General features: G+C 62.7%; 14 protein-coding genes and 2 pseudogenes. 14 read left to right on the top strand and 2 right to left on the bottom strand.

All coding sequences use genetic code 11. From position 1 onward, the window contains the following. Positions 1–19 precede the first annotated feature (19 nt). The 14 genes from P0D62_RS13725 (at position 20) to P0D62_RS13665 (ending at position 13,895) form a co-directional block, all read left to right on the top strand. Complete coding sequence (locus P0D62_RS13725; RefSeq protein WP_275703113.1) at positions 20–793, top strand: YebC/PmpR family DNA-binding transcriptional regulator; 774 nt, start codon at positions 20–22, stop codon at positions 791–793. Positions 794–815: 22 nt separating this feature from the next. Then, positions 816–1,328: a crossover junction endodeoxyribonuclease RuvC gene (gene ruvC, locus P0D62_RS13720; RefSeq protein WP_275703188.1), complete on the top strand. Its 513-nt coding sequence runs from the start codon at positions 816–818 to the stop codon at positions 1,326–1,328. Then, the gene (ruvA, locus tag P0D62_RS13715; protein ID WP_275703112.1) at positions 1,325–1,942 is read left to right on the top strand and encodes a Holliday junction branch migration protein RuvA; all 618 of its coding nucleotides are present in this window, start codon (positions 1,325–1,327) and stop codon (positions 1,940–1,942) included. Before ruvC ends, ruvA begins: the two co-directional genes overlap by 4 nt. Beyond that, positions 1,939–2,973: a Holliday junction branch migration DNA helicase RuvB gene (gene ruvB, locus P0D62_RS13710; RefSeq protein ID WP_275703111.1), complete on the top strand. Its 1,035-nt coding sequence runs from the start codon at positions 1,939–1,941 to the stop codon at positions 2,971–2,973. Before ruvA ends, ruvB begins: the two co-directional genes overlap by 4 nt. Positions 2,974–3,031: 58 nt before the next feature. Further along, positions 3,032–3,478 carry a preprotein translocase subunit YajC gene (gene yajC / locus P0D62_RS13705; protein ID WP_275703110.1) on the top strand — a complete coding sequence of 149 codons (447 nt, stop codon included), beginning with the start codon at positions 3,032–3,034 and terminating at the stop codon, positions 3,476–3,478. A gap of 18 nt (positions 3,479–3,496) precedes the next feature. Then, on the top strand, positions 3,497–5,104 hold the full coding sequence (secD, locus tag P0D62_RS13700; protein WP_275703109.1) for a protein translocase subunit SecD: 1,608 nt from the start codon (positions 3,497–3,499) through the stop codon (positions 5,102–5,104). A gap of 1 nt (position 5,105) precedes the next feature. After that, on the top strand, positions 5,106–6,254 hold the full coding sequence (gene secF / locus P0D62_RS13695; protein ID WP_275703108.1) for a protein translocase subunit SecF: 1,149 nt from the start codon (positions 5,106–5,108) through the stop codon (positions 6,252–6,254). Then, entirely contained in the window at positions 6,254–6,778 is a 525-nt protein-coding gene (locus P0D62_RS13690; protein ID WP_275703107.1) for an adenine phosphoribosyltransferase, read from the top strand. The genes secF and P0D62_RS13690 overlap by 1 nt, the downstream gene beginning before the upstream one ends. A gap of 3 nt (positions 6,779–6,781) precedes the next feature. Continuing rightward, positions 6,782–7,855, top strand: coding sequence for a potassium channel family protein (locus P0D62_RS13685; protein ID WP_275703106.1), 1,074 nt, complete (start codon positions 6,782–6,784; stop codon positions 7,853–7,855). A 92-nt stretch (positions 7,856–7,947) separates the two neighbouring features. Next, the gene (locus P0D62_RS13680) at positions 7,948–10,221 is read left to right on the top strand and encodes a RelA/SpoT family protein (RefSeq protein ID WP_275703105.1); all 2,274 of its coding nucleotides are present in this window, start codon (positions 7,948–7,950) and stop codon (positions 10,219–10,221) included. A gap of 134 nt (positions 10,222–10,355) precedes the next feature. Continuing rightward, entirely contained in the window at positions 10,356–12,272 is a 1,917-nt protein-coding gene (locus tag P0D62_RS13675) for an HD domain-containing protein (RefSeq protein ID WP_275703104.1), read from the top strand. Between the two features lie 113 nt (positions 12,273–12,385). After that, positions 12,386–12,850 (top strand): hypothetical protein, encoded by a 465-nt coding sequence (locus P0D62_RS13670; protein WP_275703103.1) that lies wholly within the window; start codon positions 12,386–12,388, stop codon positions 12,848–12,850. A 1-nt stretch (position 12,851) separates the two neighbouring features. Continuing rightward, entirely contained in the window at positions 12,852–13,367 is a 516-nt protein-coding gene (locus P0D62_RS19200; protein WP_406708256.1) for a dCTP deaminase, read from the top strand. Positions 13,368–13,376: 9 nt separating this feature from the next. Further along, positions 13,377–13,895, top strand: a complete 519-nt coding sequence (locus P0D62_RS13665) for a dCTP deaminase (RefSeq protein ID WP_275703102.1) — start codon at positions 13,377–13,379, stop codon at positions 13,893–13,895. A 113-nt stretch (positions 13,896–14,008) separates the two neighbouring features. Here the strand turns inward: P0D62_RS13665 and P0D62_RS19265 are convergent. Both P0D62_RS19265 and P0D62_RS13660 read right to left on the bottom strand, forming a co-directional pair. After that, positions 14,009–14,191 (bottom strand): annotated as a pseudogene (locus P0D62_RS19265) (IS1634 family transposase); the annotation flags it as partial. A 31-nt stretch (positions 14,192–14,222) separates the two neighbouring features. Further along, positions 14,223–15,523 (bottom strand): annotated as a pseudogene (locus P0D62_RS13660) (IS3 family transposase). Positions 15,524–16,106 lie beyond the last annotated feature (583 nt).

Here is a 16,106-nt window from a genome sequence, read left to right as displayed (position 1 = left end):
ATGATCTGAAGGGAGCCCTGTGTCCGGACACTCCAAATGGGCGACGACCAAGCACAAGAAGGCTGTTATCGACGCCAAGCGCGGCAAGCTGTTCGCCAAGCTGATCAAGAACGTCGAGGTGGCTGCGAGGCTCGGCGGCGGCGATCCCTCAGGCAATCCGACGCTGTTCGACGCCATCCAGAAGGCGAAGAAGTCCTCGGTGCCCAACGACAACATCGACCGCGCCGTGAAGCGCGGTTCCGGTGCGGAGTCCGGGGGCGCCGACTACGAGACCATCATGTACGAGGCCTATGGCGCGGCCGGCGTGGCCGTCCTGATCGAGTGCCTCACCGACAACCGCAATCGCTCGGCGTCCGACGTGCGCGTCGCCGTCACCCGCAACGGCGGCACCATGGCCGACGTCGGCTCGGTGCAGCGGCTGTTCTCCCGCAAGGGCGTCGTCATTGTGCCCAAGGCGCAGCCAAGCGGCGCGATCAGCGACGACGACGTGCTCGAGGCGGCCCTGGAGGCGGGCCTCGAAGAGGTCAACGACGACGGCGTCAACTGGGAAGCCGTGTGCGACCCCAACGACACCGTCGAGGTGCGCAAGGCCATCCAGGCCGCCGGGTACGACTACGACTCCGCCGAGGTGCAGTTCGTCGCCTCCTACGACACCGTGATCGACACCGTCGAGGCGGCGCAGAAGGTGTTCCGCATCATCGACGCGCTGGAAGACTCCGACGACGTGCAGAACGTCTACACCAACATCGATCTCACCCCCGAGGTGGAGGCCGCGCTGGAGGACGAGGACTAGCCGTCCCCTCCCCATGCGCGTCATCGGCATCGACCCCGGCCTGACCCGCTGCGGCATCGGCATCGTCGACGGCACAGTGGGCAAGCCGCCGCGCCTGATCGCCGTGGGTGTGGTGCGCACGCCCGCCGAGCTCGACGTCGCCAGACGCCTGGTGCGGCTGGAGGCCGGGCTGCAGGAATGGATCGACGAGCACCGCCCCGAGGCCGTGGCCATCGAGCGGGTCTTCGCCCAGCACAACCTGCATTCGGTGGCCGACACCATGCAGGCAGCCGGAGTAGCAGCGTTGGTAGGTGCCAGGGCCGGGCTGCCTGTGGCATTCCATACGCCCAGCGAAGTGAAGACGGCCGTCACGGGCTCGGGTCGCGCCGACAAGGCGCAGGTGGGGCTCATGGTGCAGCGCCTGCTCAAGCTGGAGGCGCCGGTCAAGCCCGCCGACGCCGCCGACGCGCTGGCCATCGCGATGTGCCACCTCTGGCGGGCCCCCGCCACCAACCGCTATGCCGCAGCGATCGCTGCAGCGAAGGGAAAGCGATGATCTCGCAGCTCACCGGAACCGTCGTCACCGCAGGCGCCACGTGGTTCGTCATCGACGTGCAGGGCGTCGGCTTCCGCGCCACCACCACGCCCGCCACCGCAGCGGCGCTGCGGCCGGGGGAGACCGTCACGGTGTTCACCAGCCTTGTGGTGCGCGAGGACTCGTTGTCGCTGTTCGCCTTCCAGGGCGTGGACGAGCGCGAGGCTTTCGAGCTGGTGCAGACGGCTTCCGGAGTCGGCCCGAAGCTTGCGGTGGCGATCGTCTCGACCCTTGGTGCGGCCGAGCTGCGCCGCGCGGTGCTGGCCGAGGATCTCAACCGACTGTGCGCGGTGCCCGGCATCGGCCGCAAGGGCGCGCAGAAACTGGTCCTAGAACTCAAGGACAAGGTGCTGGTGCTGACCGCCTCTGACGAAGAGCCGGTCACGCCGACCGTCGCCGAAGCCGAGGCCGAGCTGTGGCGCACGCAGGTGATCGACGGCCTGCAGAGCCTCGGCTGGTCGGCCCGCGACGCCGGTGCCGCCTGCGACGCCGTGGCGCCGCTCGTCGCGGAGGATCCTAACATCGGCGTCGCCAAGCTCATGCGCGCCGCGCTGAACACCCTGGCGAGGCGATGATGGAGCGGCCCATCGATCCCGAGGCCATGCCGGAGGAGCACGACTTCGAGGCGGCCCTGCGGCCTAAGCGGCTCGACGACTTCCACGGCCAGCCGCGCGTGCGCGACCAGCTGTCCCTGGTGCTGGCCGCCGCCCGTCATCGCGGCACGGCGCCCGATCACGTGCTGCTGTCCGGGCCCCCCGGACTGGGCAAGACGACGCTCGCCATGATCATCGCCAACGAGCTCGGCACCAAGCTGCGCATCTCGTCGGGTCCGGCCATTCAGCACGCCGGCGACCTGGCCGCCATCCTGTCCGGGCTGGACGAGCACGAGGTGCTCTTCCTCGACGAGATCCACCGGCTGTCCCGCCCCGCCGAGGAGCTGCTCTACCTGGCGATGGAGGACTTCCGCGTCGACGTGGTGGTGGGCAAGGGGCCAGGAGCCACCGCCATCCCGATCGAGCTGCCGCAGTTCACCCTGGTCGGCGCCACCACGCGAGCTGGCCTGCTACCGGGTCCGCTGCGCGATCGCTTCGGCTTCACCGCCAACCTCGACTTCTACCAGCCCGCAGACCTGGCCCGGATCGTCGCCACCTCGGCCGACAAGCTCGGCGTCCGACTGTCCCCAGCGGCGGCCGTCGAGGTGGCAGGACGGTCCCGTGGCACGCCCCGGATCGCCAACCGGCTGCTGCGCCGGGTTCGCGACTACGGCCAGGTGCACGGCCGCGACCTGCTCGACGTCGACGTCGCCCGCTTGGCGCTGGAACTCTACGAGGTGGACGAGCGCGGCCTCGACCGGCTGGACCGTCAGGTTCTCGAGGCCCTCTGCATCAAGTTCCATGGCGCCCCCGTCGGGCTCTCCACGCTGGCATTGAGCGTCGGCGAGGAGATCGACACCGTGGCGGAGGTCGCGGAGCCCTTCCTCATCCGTGAGGGCCTGATGCTGCGCACCCCCCGGGGCCGGGTGCCCACCGCCGCCGGCTACCGCCATCTCGGGCTAGCCGCGCCGGAGCCCGCCGCGCCGGGGCTGTTCGACGACCCCCTCACCTGATCGGCTATCCTGACGGATGGCCGACCACCAATTTCGATACGAATAGGTTTTGAGAACCATGGATATGCTCCTGATGATCGTCGCCTTCGGTGCGATCATGTACTTTCTGATGATCCGTCCCCAGCAGAAGCGGGCGAAGGAACACCAGGCTCTGATCGACTCGATCGAGGCCGGCACCCGCGTGCTGCTGACCAGCGGCATCTTCGCCACCGTCGTGCACGTGGGCGACCGCCAGCTGATCGTCGAACTGGCTCCCGGCACCGAGATCACCGTGCTGAAGGGCAACGTCGCTCGCGTCGTGGGTGACAGCGACGAGGAGTTCGTCTTCACCGACGAGCTGTCCGAGGAGAGCGCCGTCGAGGTCCAGGACGAGGCCGAGTCCGCCGAGCTGGATCGCTTCGACGAGATCGCCGCCAACTTCGATCGCGACGACGCACCCGAGGCGCCCGCGGCGCCGGCGGACGAGGTCGCCGGAACCCCCGAAGACGACACCAACACCAAGTAGTAGGGAATCTGACCCACCGTGGCTACACGCGCGCGTACGTCACGCCCAGGGAGGACGCTCGCCGTCTTCCTGGGCGTGATCGCTCTCCTTTATGTGATCATGGCGTCCACCAGCACGTGGACGCCGAAACTCGGCCTCGACCTGCGGGGCGGCATGACGATCACGCTGACCGCCACCAACGACGTCGTTCCGGCGGAGTCGCTGAGCTTGGCGCGAGGCATCATTCAGCAGCGCGTGGACAGCCTTGGTGTCGGTGAGGCATCCGTGACGACGGCGGGCGACCGCAACATCGTCGTCTCGGCCCCGAATATCAGCCGCGACGATCTGGTCGAGCTGGTCGGCGCCACGGCCCAGCTGTCCTTCCGTCCGGTGATCACCGCGACGGCTGCGGACGGCGTCGTCGATCCGGAGGCCGAGCCCAGCGACGAACCCACGGTGCCGGGCCTGCCCAAGCCCGAACCCACCGAGTCCGAGGACGACGCCGATGCGACGCCGAGCGGTGAGGACCAGATGCTGCCCGTCGCCGACGTGGTGGCCTACCAGCCCACCGAGGCCGATCTGGAGACGCTTGAGAACTTCAGCTGCGGTGACGAGGTCGTCGAGCGACTCGACGCGCCGACCGTGGCCTGCGACGAGGAGAACGCGCAGAAGTTCCTGCTCGGCCCGGTGGCCATCCAGGGGCAGAGCGTCACGACCGCCACCTCCGGCATCCAGCAGGGCGATCTGACATACTCCGTCTCGCTGCAGGTGGACTCCACCGGCGCTACGGCGCTGGACGAGCTGACCAGCTGGGCGTCCCAGGACTACCCCAACCGCACCTTCGCCATCGTGCTCGACGGCGTCGTGCGCTCCTATGCGTCGGCGCAGGCCCGCATCCCCACCGGCGAGGCGTCCATCAGCGGCGGCTTCACCGCGGATTCGGCGGCCTCGCTGGCCAACATTCTGAAGTTCGGCGCCCTGCCGCTCGACTTCGAGACCTCCCAGGTGGAGAGCGTCTCCCCGACGCTCGGCGGTGAGCAGCTGCGCGTCGGCGTCATCGCGGGCCTGCTGGGCCTCGGGGCGGTCGCCGTCTACTCCTTCGCCTACTACCGCGGGCTCGGCATCGTGGTGGTCGGTTCGCTCGCCGTCGCGGCCTCCGCCACCTACGGGGTGATGGTGCTGCTGGGCGAGGCGGTCGGCTTCGCGCTCAACCTGCCCGGCGTCGCGGGCGCGATCGTCGGTATCGCCGTGACCGCCGACTCGTTCATCATCTACTTCGAACGCATCCGCGACGAGATCCGCGACGGCCGCAGCCTGACCTCCTCCTTGAGCTCGGGCTGGAAGAAGGCCCGTGGCACCATCGTGATCTCCGACGCGGTGTCGCTGCTCTCCGCGGTCGTGCTGTTCTTCCTCGCCTTCGGCGGCGTGCGCGGCTTCGCGTTCACCTTGGGACTCACCACGGTGATCGACCTCGCGGTGTGTTTCTTCTTCACCGTGCCGCTGATGCACCTGCTGGGCAAGACCAAGTTCTTCGGCGAGGGCCACAAGCTCTCCGGCCTCGATCCCGAGCACATGGGCGTCAGTCGCGCTTCGCTGCTCGGCCGTCGTGGCCGTCGCCGTTCCGCCGTCGCCGTTCAGGAGGCATGAGATGGAAACCGCTCAGACCCCCAAGAAGCAGACGCTGGCGCACCGGCTCTACACCGGCCAGGTCTCTTACGACTTCGTCAAGCACACCAAGCTGTGGTTCACCGTCACCGGCGTGCTGCTCGCGATCACCGTGCTGATCCTCGTGTTCCGGGGCTTGACCCTCGGCATCGAGTTCACCGGTGGCACCGACTTCCAGGTGCCGATGACGGTCACCGAGACCACCGTCGACGAGGTGCGCGACGCCGTCCAAGAGTTCTCCGTGCCGGATCTGAACGCTCAGGTGTTCTCCATCGGCGAGGAGTCGGTGCGGATCCAGACCCGCATCCTGGCGGCCGATGAGACCGCGACGCTGCGCACCGAGATCGCCGACGTGGCGAGCGTGGCGCCCGACCAGGTCACCTACAACTCGATCGGCGCCTCGTGGGGCAAGGAGATCTCCCGGCAGGGCTTCGTCGCCCTGGTGGTGTTCCTCGGCCTGGTGATGCTGCTGATCGGCCTCTACTTCCGGAACTGGAAGATGTCGATCTCGGCGATCGCCGCGGTGCTGCACGACCTGCTGATCACCGTCGCGGTCTACGCCCTGGTCGGCTTCACGGTGACCCCGTCGACCGTGATCGGCGTGCTCACCATCCTCGGCTACTCCCTCTACGACACCGTCGTGGTGTTCGACAAGGTGCGCGAGAACACGAAGGGCCTGGAGGACGGCAACCACACCTATGGCTATGAGGCCAACCACGCGGCCAACCAGGTGATCATCCGGTCGCTGAACACCACGGTGATCGGCGTGCTGCCGGTGGCCGCGCTGTTCATCGCGGGCAGCTGGCTGCAGAGCGCGCCGCTGGCCGACCTCGGCCTGGCCTTGCTCGTCGGCATGATCGCCGGCGCCTACTCGTCGCTGTTCCTCGCGGTTCCGCTGCTGGTGTGGCTGAAGGAGCGCGAGCCCGCCATGGTCGCGCACCGTGAGAAGCTGGCACGCCGCGCGGCCCGCTCACAGCGTCGCGTGGAGCATCGCGACGACGTCGCGGAGGCCCCGATCGTGACCACCGTCTCCGTGCCGTCGGCCGAGTTCCTCGCCGAGCATGGCGAAAGCCGCGAAGAGCGGGAGCGTCGCCGTGCCAAGCAGACCCGGTCGGAGCGGAAGCGGCACTGATGAGCATCGACATCGGGGCCTTGGTCCGGGACTTCCCGGACTATCCGTTGCCCGGCGTGCTGTTCAAGGACATCACTCCGCTGTTGGCTTCGGCCGAGGGCTTTCGGGCCGCCATCGATCAATTGGTGGCGGGGGCGCCGGAGGGCGTCGACTACGTGGTGGGCATGGAGGCCCGGGGTTTCATCTTCGCGGCGCCCGTCGCGCTGGCATTGGGCGCCGGCTTCGTCCCGGTGCGCAAGCCGGGCAAGCTCCCGGGGGAGCTGTTCGAGGAGTCCTATCAGCTGGAGTATGGCTCCGAGACGCTCACCATGCGCACCGACGCGATTCGTCCGGGTTCTCGGGTGATGATCGTCGACGATGTGCTCGCCACCGGCGGAACGGTGGCGGCGACGGCCGCGTTGCTGCGCCAGGCTGGGGCCGAGCTGGCCCAGATCGCGGTGGTCGTGGAGCTCACCGAACTCTCCGGACGCGAGCGGCTCGCAGCGGCGGGTATCGACGCCTTCTCGGCTTTGCTGCAAGTATGAGCCATGGCTCCTTCGCGCCCGCCGGCCGGTGCACCCCACTCGCTGGTTAACCTCCCGCGGATCGCCCGCTCGCCCATCGCGGAGCTGGCGCGCAGGGCGCTGCTGGCGTTGTTGCTGCTTTTCGCCGCCACTTTGCTGGTGTACGTCGATCGGGCGGGCTATGTGGACAACGTCGCGGGCGACGGCGTCTCGTTCGTGGACGCGCTCTACTACGCGACGGTGACCCTCACCACGACGGGCTACGGTGACATCACGCCGATCACACAACAGGCGCGGCTGATCAACGTGATGGTGATGACGCCCATGCGCATCGGCTTCCTTGTGCTGTTGGTGGGCACCACCATCCAGGTGCTGGCCAATCAGGGAAGCCGCGCGATCCGGGACATGCAATGGAGGAAGAGGATGCGCAACCACGTCGTCGTCATCGGGTACGGCACCATGGGCCGAAGCGCCGTCAACACGCTGCGTCGGCACGGCGAGTCCGTGCAGAAGATCGTGGTGATCGACAACAACGAGACCGCCATCGAGGACGCGAGCATGGACGGCATCGCGTCCTTCCTCGGCGACGCCACGCGCCGCGACCTGCTGCGCCGGGCCGAGATCTCCAAGGCGCGCGAGGTGATCATCGCGCTCGGCCGCGACGACACCGCGATCCTCGCGACGCTGACCGTGCGGCAGCTGAACCCGTCGGCGGGCATCGTCGTCGCCGTGCGCCAGCACCAGAACGTGCCGTTGGTGAAACAGTCGGGGGCCACGTCGGTGGTGACGTCGTCGGAGACCGTCGGACGTCTGGTCGGGCTGTCGGCGATCGGTCCCGAGCTGGGCACCATCATCCAGGATCTGCTCACCGGCGGTGAGGGGCTCGAGGTGCATCAGCGGCTGGCCACGTCGGAGGAGGCCGGGCAGCCGCCGTCGGCGATCAAGAGCGAACGCGTGATCGGCTTGATCAGGCGCGGCACGCTGCGCCGCTTCTACGACTCGACGGCGGCGCGGATCGAGGTGGGCGACGAGCTGATCGTCGTGCGCAAGGCCAGCCAGACCCGCCGCGAGACGCTGCGCGACCTGAACTCCGACTAGCGGCGCCATGTTCAGCCGATGCCGACCTCTACCCGCGTATCATGGGCACGCAGAGTGGCTGACCTGGCTGACAAGGGAGGGGTACGGGCTTGATGGCTGAAAGCTATGGCGCGACGGCGTCGGGTTCCGGAGCGGCTGTTCCGCCGCCGCCACGCCTTCGGATGCGTCATCGGCTGGCACGCCTCGGCGCGGTGCAGCCGAAGTCGGCCGTGCTGGATCCGCTGTTCCGGATCGTGCGCACCAATCATCCCAAGGCCGACCTGGCGCTGATCGAGCGCGCCTATCGCACCGCCGAGCGCTACCACGAGGGCCAGACCCGCAAGACCGGCGACCCCTACATCACCCACCCCCTGTCCGTGACGACGATCCTGGCCGAGCTCGGCATGACCGAGCCGGTGCTGGCGGCCGCCTTGCTGCACGACACCGTCGAGGACACGCCGTACACGCTGGATCAGCTGCGCGTCGACTTCGGCGAAGAGATCGCCCACATGGTCGACGGCGTGACCAAGCTGGACAAGCTCACCTACGGAGAGACGGCGAAGGCCGAGACCATCCGCAAGATGATCATGGCCACCTCCGAAGAGGTGCGCGTGCTGGTCATCAAGCTGGCCGACCGGCTGCACAACATGCGCACCCTCGGCGCGATGAAGCCCGAGTCGCAGGCGCGGATCGCCACCGAGACCCTCAACATCTTCGCCCCGCTGGCCCACCGGCTGGGCATGAACACCATCAAGTGGGAGCTCGAGGATCTGTCCTTCCAGGTGCTGGAGCCCAAGTTCTACGCCGAGATCGTCGAGATGGTGGCCGGGCAGGCTCCTGGCCGCGATCGGTACCTGCGGCAGCTGATCTCCGAGTTCCAGGGCCTGCTCGCAGAGGCCAGGATCAAGGCGACGGTGTACGGCCGGCCCAAGCACTACTACTCGATCTACCAGAAGATGATCGTGCGCGGCCGCGACTTCAGGGACATCTACGACCTGATCGGGCTGCGGGTGCTCGTCGACGAGGTGCGCGACTGCTACGCGGTGCTCGGCGTGGCCCACGCCGCATGGAAGCCCATTCCGGGACGGTTCAAGGACTACATCGCCAACCCCAAGTTCAACATGTACCAGTCGCTGCACACGACGGTGCTGGGCGATCAGAACGAGCCGGTCGAGTTCCAGATCCGCACCCACGAGATGCATCGTCGCGCGGAGTACGGCGTCGCGGCGCACTGGAAGTACAAGGAAGACCTGCGTGCCGGCGTCTCGCCCGAGGACGCCGGTCTGAAGGCGATGCATCAGCTGGGCGTGATGTCGAAGGAGACGGAGGATCCCTCCGAGTTCCTCGACTCCGTCATGTTCGAGATCAATGCCGACGAGATCTATGTCTTCACGCCGAAGGGCGAGGTGATCGCGCTGCCCGTCGGCGCCACGCCCGTCGACTTCGCGTTCTCGGTGCACACCGAGGTGGGCTATCGCTGCATCGGCGCACGGGTGAACGGGCGCCTGGTGTCGCTCTCGACGAAGCTCCAGCAGGGCGACAAGGTGGAGGTGCTCACCTCCAAGTCCGAGCATGCAGGCCCCAGCCGCGACTGGCTCAGCTTCGTCGTCTCCAGCCGGGCTCGGCAGAAGATCAAGTCGTACTTCAGCCGCGAGCGGCGCGACGAGAGCATCGAGGCCGGCAAGGAGATCCTGGCCAAGGACATCCGCCGCACAGGCATGCCGCTGCAGCGGCTGCTGACGCTGGAGAACCTCACGGCGGTCGCCAATGAACTCGGACACAAGGATGTCCCCGCTCTGTACAACGCGATCGGCGAGGGGCACGTCGGGGCGCAGGGCGTCGTCGAGAAGCTGATCGCGCTGCACGGCGGCGAGGACGAGGCCGTCGACACGGTCAGCGAGGACGTCATCGTCGAGCGGCGGCCTCGTCGGGCATCCAAGGAAGCCAAGGTCTTGGTGGACGGCGACGACTCCGTGATCGCCAAGTTCGCCAAGTGCTGCTACCCGGTGCCGGGCGACCCGATCATCGGCTTCGTCACCCGTGGCGACGGCGTCTCGGTGCACCGAGCCGACTGCTCCAACGTGCCGGCGCTGCGCGAGCAGCCCGAGCGCCTGATCAAGGTGGAGTGGACCGAGCAGACCGAGGGCGCCTACCTGGTGACCATCCACATCGAAGGCATCGACCGCGCCAGGCTGCTGTCCGACGTCAGCTCCGCGCTGTCGGAGCAGCACATCGACATCCTGTCGGCCAACATCCGCACCAACAAGCAGCACGAGTTCAGCGGCCGGATCACCTTCGAATCGCCAGACCCCCGACACCTGCAGCACGTGATCAACGTGATGCGCAGGGTCCCCGGCGTCTACGACGTCTACCGCGTGAATGGTTAAATGTTACAAAAGCGTTTTCCAGAAAGACCGGAATTATTTATATTTGCTACCGGGCGATCCGTGGTGTAAATACTGTACTGTGACGTAATTCTGCTATCGGATGAACGGATAGCACAACCAGGAAGGTTCTAGTAATGGCGGCACCTCAAGACCACTCGCTTCTGACCGTGGATATCCGTTGCCCCGTGCATGGCCCGATTGACCTGACTGATGAAATGCCAACCAGGACGAAGATAATCCGGGAATTAGTGCTATCTTCTCAGGTTCAGCGCCTTAGACGAATCAAGCAACTAGGATTTGCGTCCTTTGAATTCTCGGGTGCAGATCACTCAAGATTCTCTCACGCCCTTGGCACGATGCATGTCATGCGCATGATTCTTGATTCGTCTAGTATGAACAAAAAATATCTTGACCAGCTCGCATCAAAAATTGATATTAAAGGCCGGAGTCGGCGTAAATACGCCCGCCAGCACATGCTGGTTGCGGCCTTGCTACAGGACTGCGGAGAGCTGCCTTACGCGTTCGCAACATCATCGTTGATTAAGCCAGATGATGATGTCCTAGGTGCGGTAAAGGCTCTGACCGGGGAAGATGCAACGAACTGGCCAACCAAGGCTGTGTTTACAGTAGCGTGTATCGAGCGACTGGGTGACGTCCTTAAGGACATGGACAGCCGAATTTTGTCCTATCTCATCACCGGTAGTTTGTGGAAGGAGCGGATACACGGGCTTGAGCCTGCGATGCATCTTCTTAATGGAGTACTCGATGCTGACAGAATTGATTATGTCAAGCGGGACGCTCATCATACAGGACACGGGCACCTGGATATTAAGGCAATAGTCGCGAGTATTCGCGATGTTGATGATAAGGGTGTCATATGTTCAGACCCTGCCAGTGTTGCTAGTCTTCTTGCTTTGAGGGCTCACCTTTACTCAACGGTCTACTATTCTGCACCGAACCGATTTAGAGTGATGTTGGTAAAGGAGCTACTGCACGCTATTGATGCTGCGGGGGGTGATATTAGGAAGGACGTATTTGGCGACTCCGGGCTGGTCTTCACAAGCGCCGGATTGCTGCAACTAGACGACCTTGAAATAGAAAAATTTGTAGCGAAGGCGAGAATTTCCTCATGTAAGCATAGGCTGTCAGAAAGAGCCGAGATCGCATTGTCCGTGCTCAGTGGAGAGTCAAATAACTATAAAGAGTTCTGGCTTTCAACTGAGGACGATTCACCTAATGGAGAGGAAGTCAGCCTTCCCCCTAGGGCTTTCGGCGAATACTTCCAGCAAACAAGACTTGCAGATGGCATTGGTGTGCGAATTAGGACGGAATCTGCTGGTGAAATTATTGACAAAGATTTGGGTGAAATGAATGGTCCCTATTCAAGGGTTCTCAAGGATTCTAAATCCCAACTCCCGATGCGCGGAGATGTCTTAGTTTATATGCCAGAGAATGGCACTATTTCATCCGACTATCGCAGAGCGTTGAAGGAGGGCTGGTTGGGGGCCGGTATCAAAGCGGGGCTTGTTGCTAAAGGGTCGGTTAGGGAAGTTGATACGCGAGCTTTTGATGGATTTGCTGGCCCGGCGATTTTTATCTCATACTGCCATGCGGATCTACCGCTCGTGGCGGCAATTACCGATGAATTATATCGGAGAAGACGTCGTTATGTACTACTAGCTGGCGCTTTTCAAGGCATCGGTGGTACCCCTGGCTATAATAGTAGGGAACTTGCCCGTCAGGGAGAGGCCTGTCTCATGATTACCTCGACTGCCTATCGAGATCGTGTTCGTGATGATCCCATGGGTGCGATAGTTTCAGAGTTGGGTGAAGTCGTGAAACTGAAGGCGGAAAGAAGGACTTATCCCGTTGTTGCGATAAGTGCCTGTGAATTTGTCGAAATGAACAATTTTCCGTGGCGGCTATTTGGTCTCGAGCAAACTCCATTCTTCGGTCGTCCCCTAAAGCCTGGCGATATTCAGAATATCGAACAGGCTGTTGGTGAGGCAATTAAGAAAATCGATGATGAGCTTGGGTGGACTGGGGCGTGACTCTAAATCATCGGATCGCTTTATGTGGCCCGCCGGGTTCTGGGAAGTCAACGGTTAGGAGGCTGTCGCAGCGTGTAGCGAACCAGTTCGGGTTTACAGTCCATCATTTGCGGTTGGCTGACCCCCTGTACGCGGCTCAGGAAGCGATATATCGTATTGCCGGGCGGTCACTACTTGATTCTGAGGTGCAAGATGGAAAACTCCTTAATCTATTAGGCGTAGAGATGCGGCGGATCAACCCGCAAGTCTTAGCCGATCACGCGAGGAGTAGCATTGTGCTTCTAGGACAGGCCGTGGATTCTGCACCGGGGGAGCATGTGATCGTTTGCGACGACGCTAGACCGCCAGATTTTTCGTTCTTATGTGAATTTGGGTTCAAACTGGTTAGAGTGGATGTGTTTCCTGAGAAGGCGGTCGATAGAAGAAGTAGACGAGGTGATATTTCCCTGGGTTCGCTTCATGACCCAAATGAGATCTGGCCAGAACAGCAGCAAACTTTTGCAGAGATCGACAATAATGGTTCTGTGGATGATCTTTTTCGATCGGTCCAAGCCTTTTGGTCTAGTGTGTTAAGTTAAGATGATACTGACTGGGTTAAAAATCAGGGAATCCGTCGAAAACGGTGACATTGTCATCGATCCATTTGATCATTCTATGATAAATCCCAACAGCTATAATTACCGACTGGGTGACACGCTTTTAGTTAGTCAGCAGAAAGAGTTCGATGCTAGTGCGACTCCTGGATGGGTTCCTGTCAGTATGCCCCAGGGTGGATACTTGCTGGAGGAAAGAAGACTTTATCTGGGTAGTACCTTTGAGATAATTGGGAGCCATAAATATGTTACCTCCCTTATTGGGAGATCCTCGATGGGTAGGCTCGGACTGTTTGTGCAAGTAACTGCAGATCTCGGACATCAAGGAGCTGTTCATCGGTGGACTCTGGAGCTTTACTGTGTGCAACCCATTTGGGTGTACCCTGGGATGAAAATTGGGCAAGTGAGCTTCTGGAAGGTCTCTGGTGCTTCGCAACTTTATGATGGGAATTATGGCCGCCACTTCTCTCCGGCGCCTAATGAGGGAGACCTGCGTAGATAGGGAGTTGGTGTGATTCTTACAGGCCCAAAGATATTGGAAGAGGTTGAAGCGGGCCGTATTGTCATTGAGCCATTCGATCCTGGGCAAATCAATCCAAATAGCTATGATTTTCGCTTGTCGGAAGAACTATTGTGCTATACAGACCGCATGCTGGATTCGGCGGTGTTGAACCCATCAGAAATGATCGAGTTTCCACCGGGCGGTCTTGTGTTACGTCCTGATCGTGTCTATCTCGGGTGTACTGTAGAAACAATGGGTAGTGAATTCTATGTTCCTATTATTCGAGGAAAGTCATCTTTGGCTAGATTGGGGCTTTTTATAAATATGACCGCCGATCTCATTGACCTTGGGTCCGTGAATCAATGGACACTTCAGTTTCATGCGATAGAGCCGCTGCGTATATACCCGAAGATGTTGATCGGGCAAGTAACATTCTGGATCCCTGAAGGTGAAAAGGTTCTCTACTCGGGAAAGTATCAAGGGTCGAGGGGGCCGCGCGCATCGCTATCTTATGAAGATTGTCCGTAGCGGGTGTGCGGAATCGTTGAAATAGGTTTGAGTCGAATACTCGATTTCCACATCACGTACTCTCCAGGAGGTAATCCAGTATTGTCTTAGTCGGCGCTCCAACCAGAATTGGGTCTCTTGATGCTCCACTCTGTTCTGGTTTGGAGGTCGCGGGCGATCGTGAGGGCGGTGAACACGATGGTGAGGTGCGCCTCGATGGAGTCACGGGTTTGGTGGTAGATCGGCCTGGCAGCAAGATCGTGCTTCGATATCCGGCACTGTTGCTCAACATGCCATAGGTCGTGGTAGCTGGAGATGTGAATCGTCCCGGGTTTTGTGGAGGCTCTGTTAGTTGGTTCCGACCTCGGTGAGGATCGGGTTCTTACGGTAGTGCTCTCCAGGCTGGGATGCCCAGTAGTTCGTTTCGAACTCGACGGGAGGGACGAGCGCGATCTCGCCGTGGAGGCGCCGATGGTTGTATCAGTCGACGTACTCGGCGACCGCGATCTCGATGTCTACCACTGACTTCCAGCCACCAGCAGGGCGCATGACCGCGTTACCGATGCACTCGGCCTTGAACAGCGAGTTCAACGCTTCGGCCATCGCGTTGTCATAGCTGTCCCCCTTGGGCCCGACAGACGCGACGGCCTCGGCCTCGGCGAGGCGTTCGGTATAGCGAACCGCTCGATATTGGGAACCGGCATCCGAGTGGTGCAGCAGCCCGTCCGGGGTGAACTCCATGCTGGTGCGTCGGCGGGTGAACAGGGCCTGTTCCAGCGCGGAGAGCACCAGCGGGGTTGTTTTCGAGGTCATGACGCGCCAGCCGAGGATCCGGCGGGAGTACACATCGGTGATGAAGCTGATGTAGCAGAACCTGGATGGTGTCCACACATAGGTGAAGTCCGCGACCCACCACTGATCAGGCCTAGACGGCCACGCCCAGCGTCGCCGAACGTGATCGGGATGCCGGGGCGCCCGATCATCACGGCTCGTGGTGACCGTTCGGCGTTTCCCGCGCCGGACACCATCGATGCCGGCGAGTTTCATCAACCGCTCCACCTGGTCACGGCCAATATCGATGCCGGCACGCAGAGCCCTTTTCCAGAGCTTCCGTCGCCCGTACAGACGCCGGTTCTTCTTCCACAGGGTGAACAAGACGTTGGCTAGGTAGGCGTCGTCGAGTTCCTGCTGAGTGGGTCCGAACCCGCGAGCAGAGTAGGCGTAGTACGTCGACGGGGCGATCCCGATACCATGCTCGTTCAGCACCGTCAGGATCGGCTCGACCCCGAACACCTCGGCGTGCTGCCGGATGTAGACAGGTCACTGTCCGAGTTTGCGGATCGCACTTACGCTGCCGCGAAAAACGCTGACGCGGTCTTCAGGATCTCGTTCGCCCGCTTCAACTGAGCGACCTCGCGTCGTAGCCGCACCACCTCGGCATCGAGTGACTCCCCGCCCACAGCAGGGGTGGTTCCCTCGCCCTGGTCCCGGCGGACCCAGTTCCACAGCGTCGACGCATTGATCCCGAGGAGCTCGCTGACCTCCTCGCGGGCCTTACGCTGTGACACCCCGCCCTCGGCGAGCCGGTCGGTATACATCCGAACCGCCCGAGCCTGGGTCTCGTCGTCGTACTTCTTCGTTGCTGGCATGATCCCTTTCCTTCCGTGTTAGATCATGCCCTCCGGCAACCCCAGGCCGGTTCAGGCCGATTCAACCTGACCCGAGGCCACGACAACCCCGTCGGCGCCTAACAACGCCCTCCGACCACACCAGGCCGATTCAGTAGCCCGGTTGGGCACTCAGACGGCGACCTGACCGGATCCTGGCTGACCGGGCCTACTCGTCGCGAGGGAACCGGTCATGGCTGGGCGAGCATCGGATCAAGGCCACGACCCTGAGTCCTGCTGATCAGGTGAGGCACCGGAAACGCCGGGGCCGGCGCGGGCGCCGATGTTGAGCCCCGCCGTGTGCAAGGATCGTCACGCGGTCGAATGCGGGATCAACAAGCTCAAACACCAACGAGCGTTCGCGACCTGTTACGACAAACTCGCTGTGCGCTACACCACCACCGTCTAGATCAGCGTTCTCAACAACTGGCGCAAACGGGCTCTTCGTACTTGCGGTGGGTGGGCGACACGCTGGGTGAGGGTGGTGTGCTGAGGTAGGGGTCGAGGCCCTCAGGATCAGGAGTTACCACACTCCCTGTTCCGAGGACCTCGACGATGAACCAGC

It is taken from the genome of Tessaracoccus caeni, from assembly GCF_029211185.1.
Classification (GTDB): domain Bacteria; phylum Actinomycetota; class Actinomycetes; order Propionibacteriales; family Propionibacteriaceae; genus Arachnia; species Arachnia caeni.
This window is presented reverse-complemented; position numbering and strand designations above follow the sequence as displayed.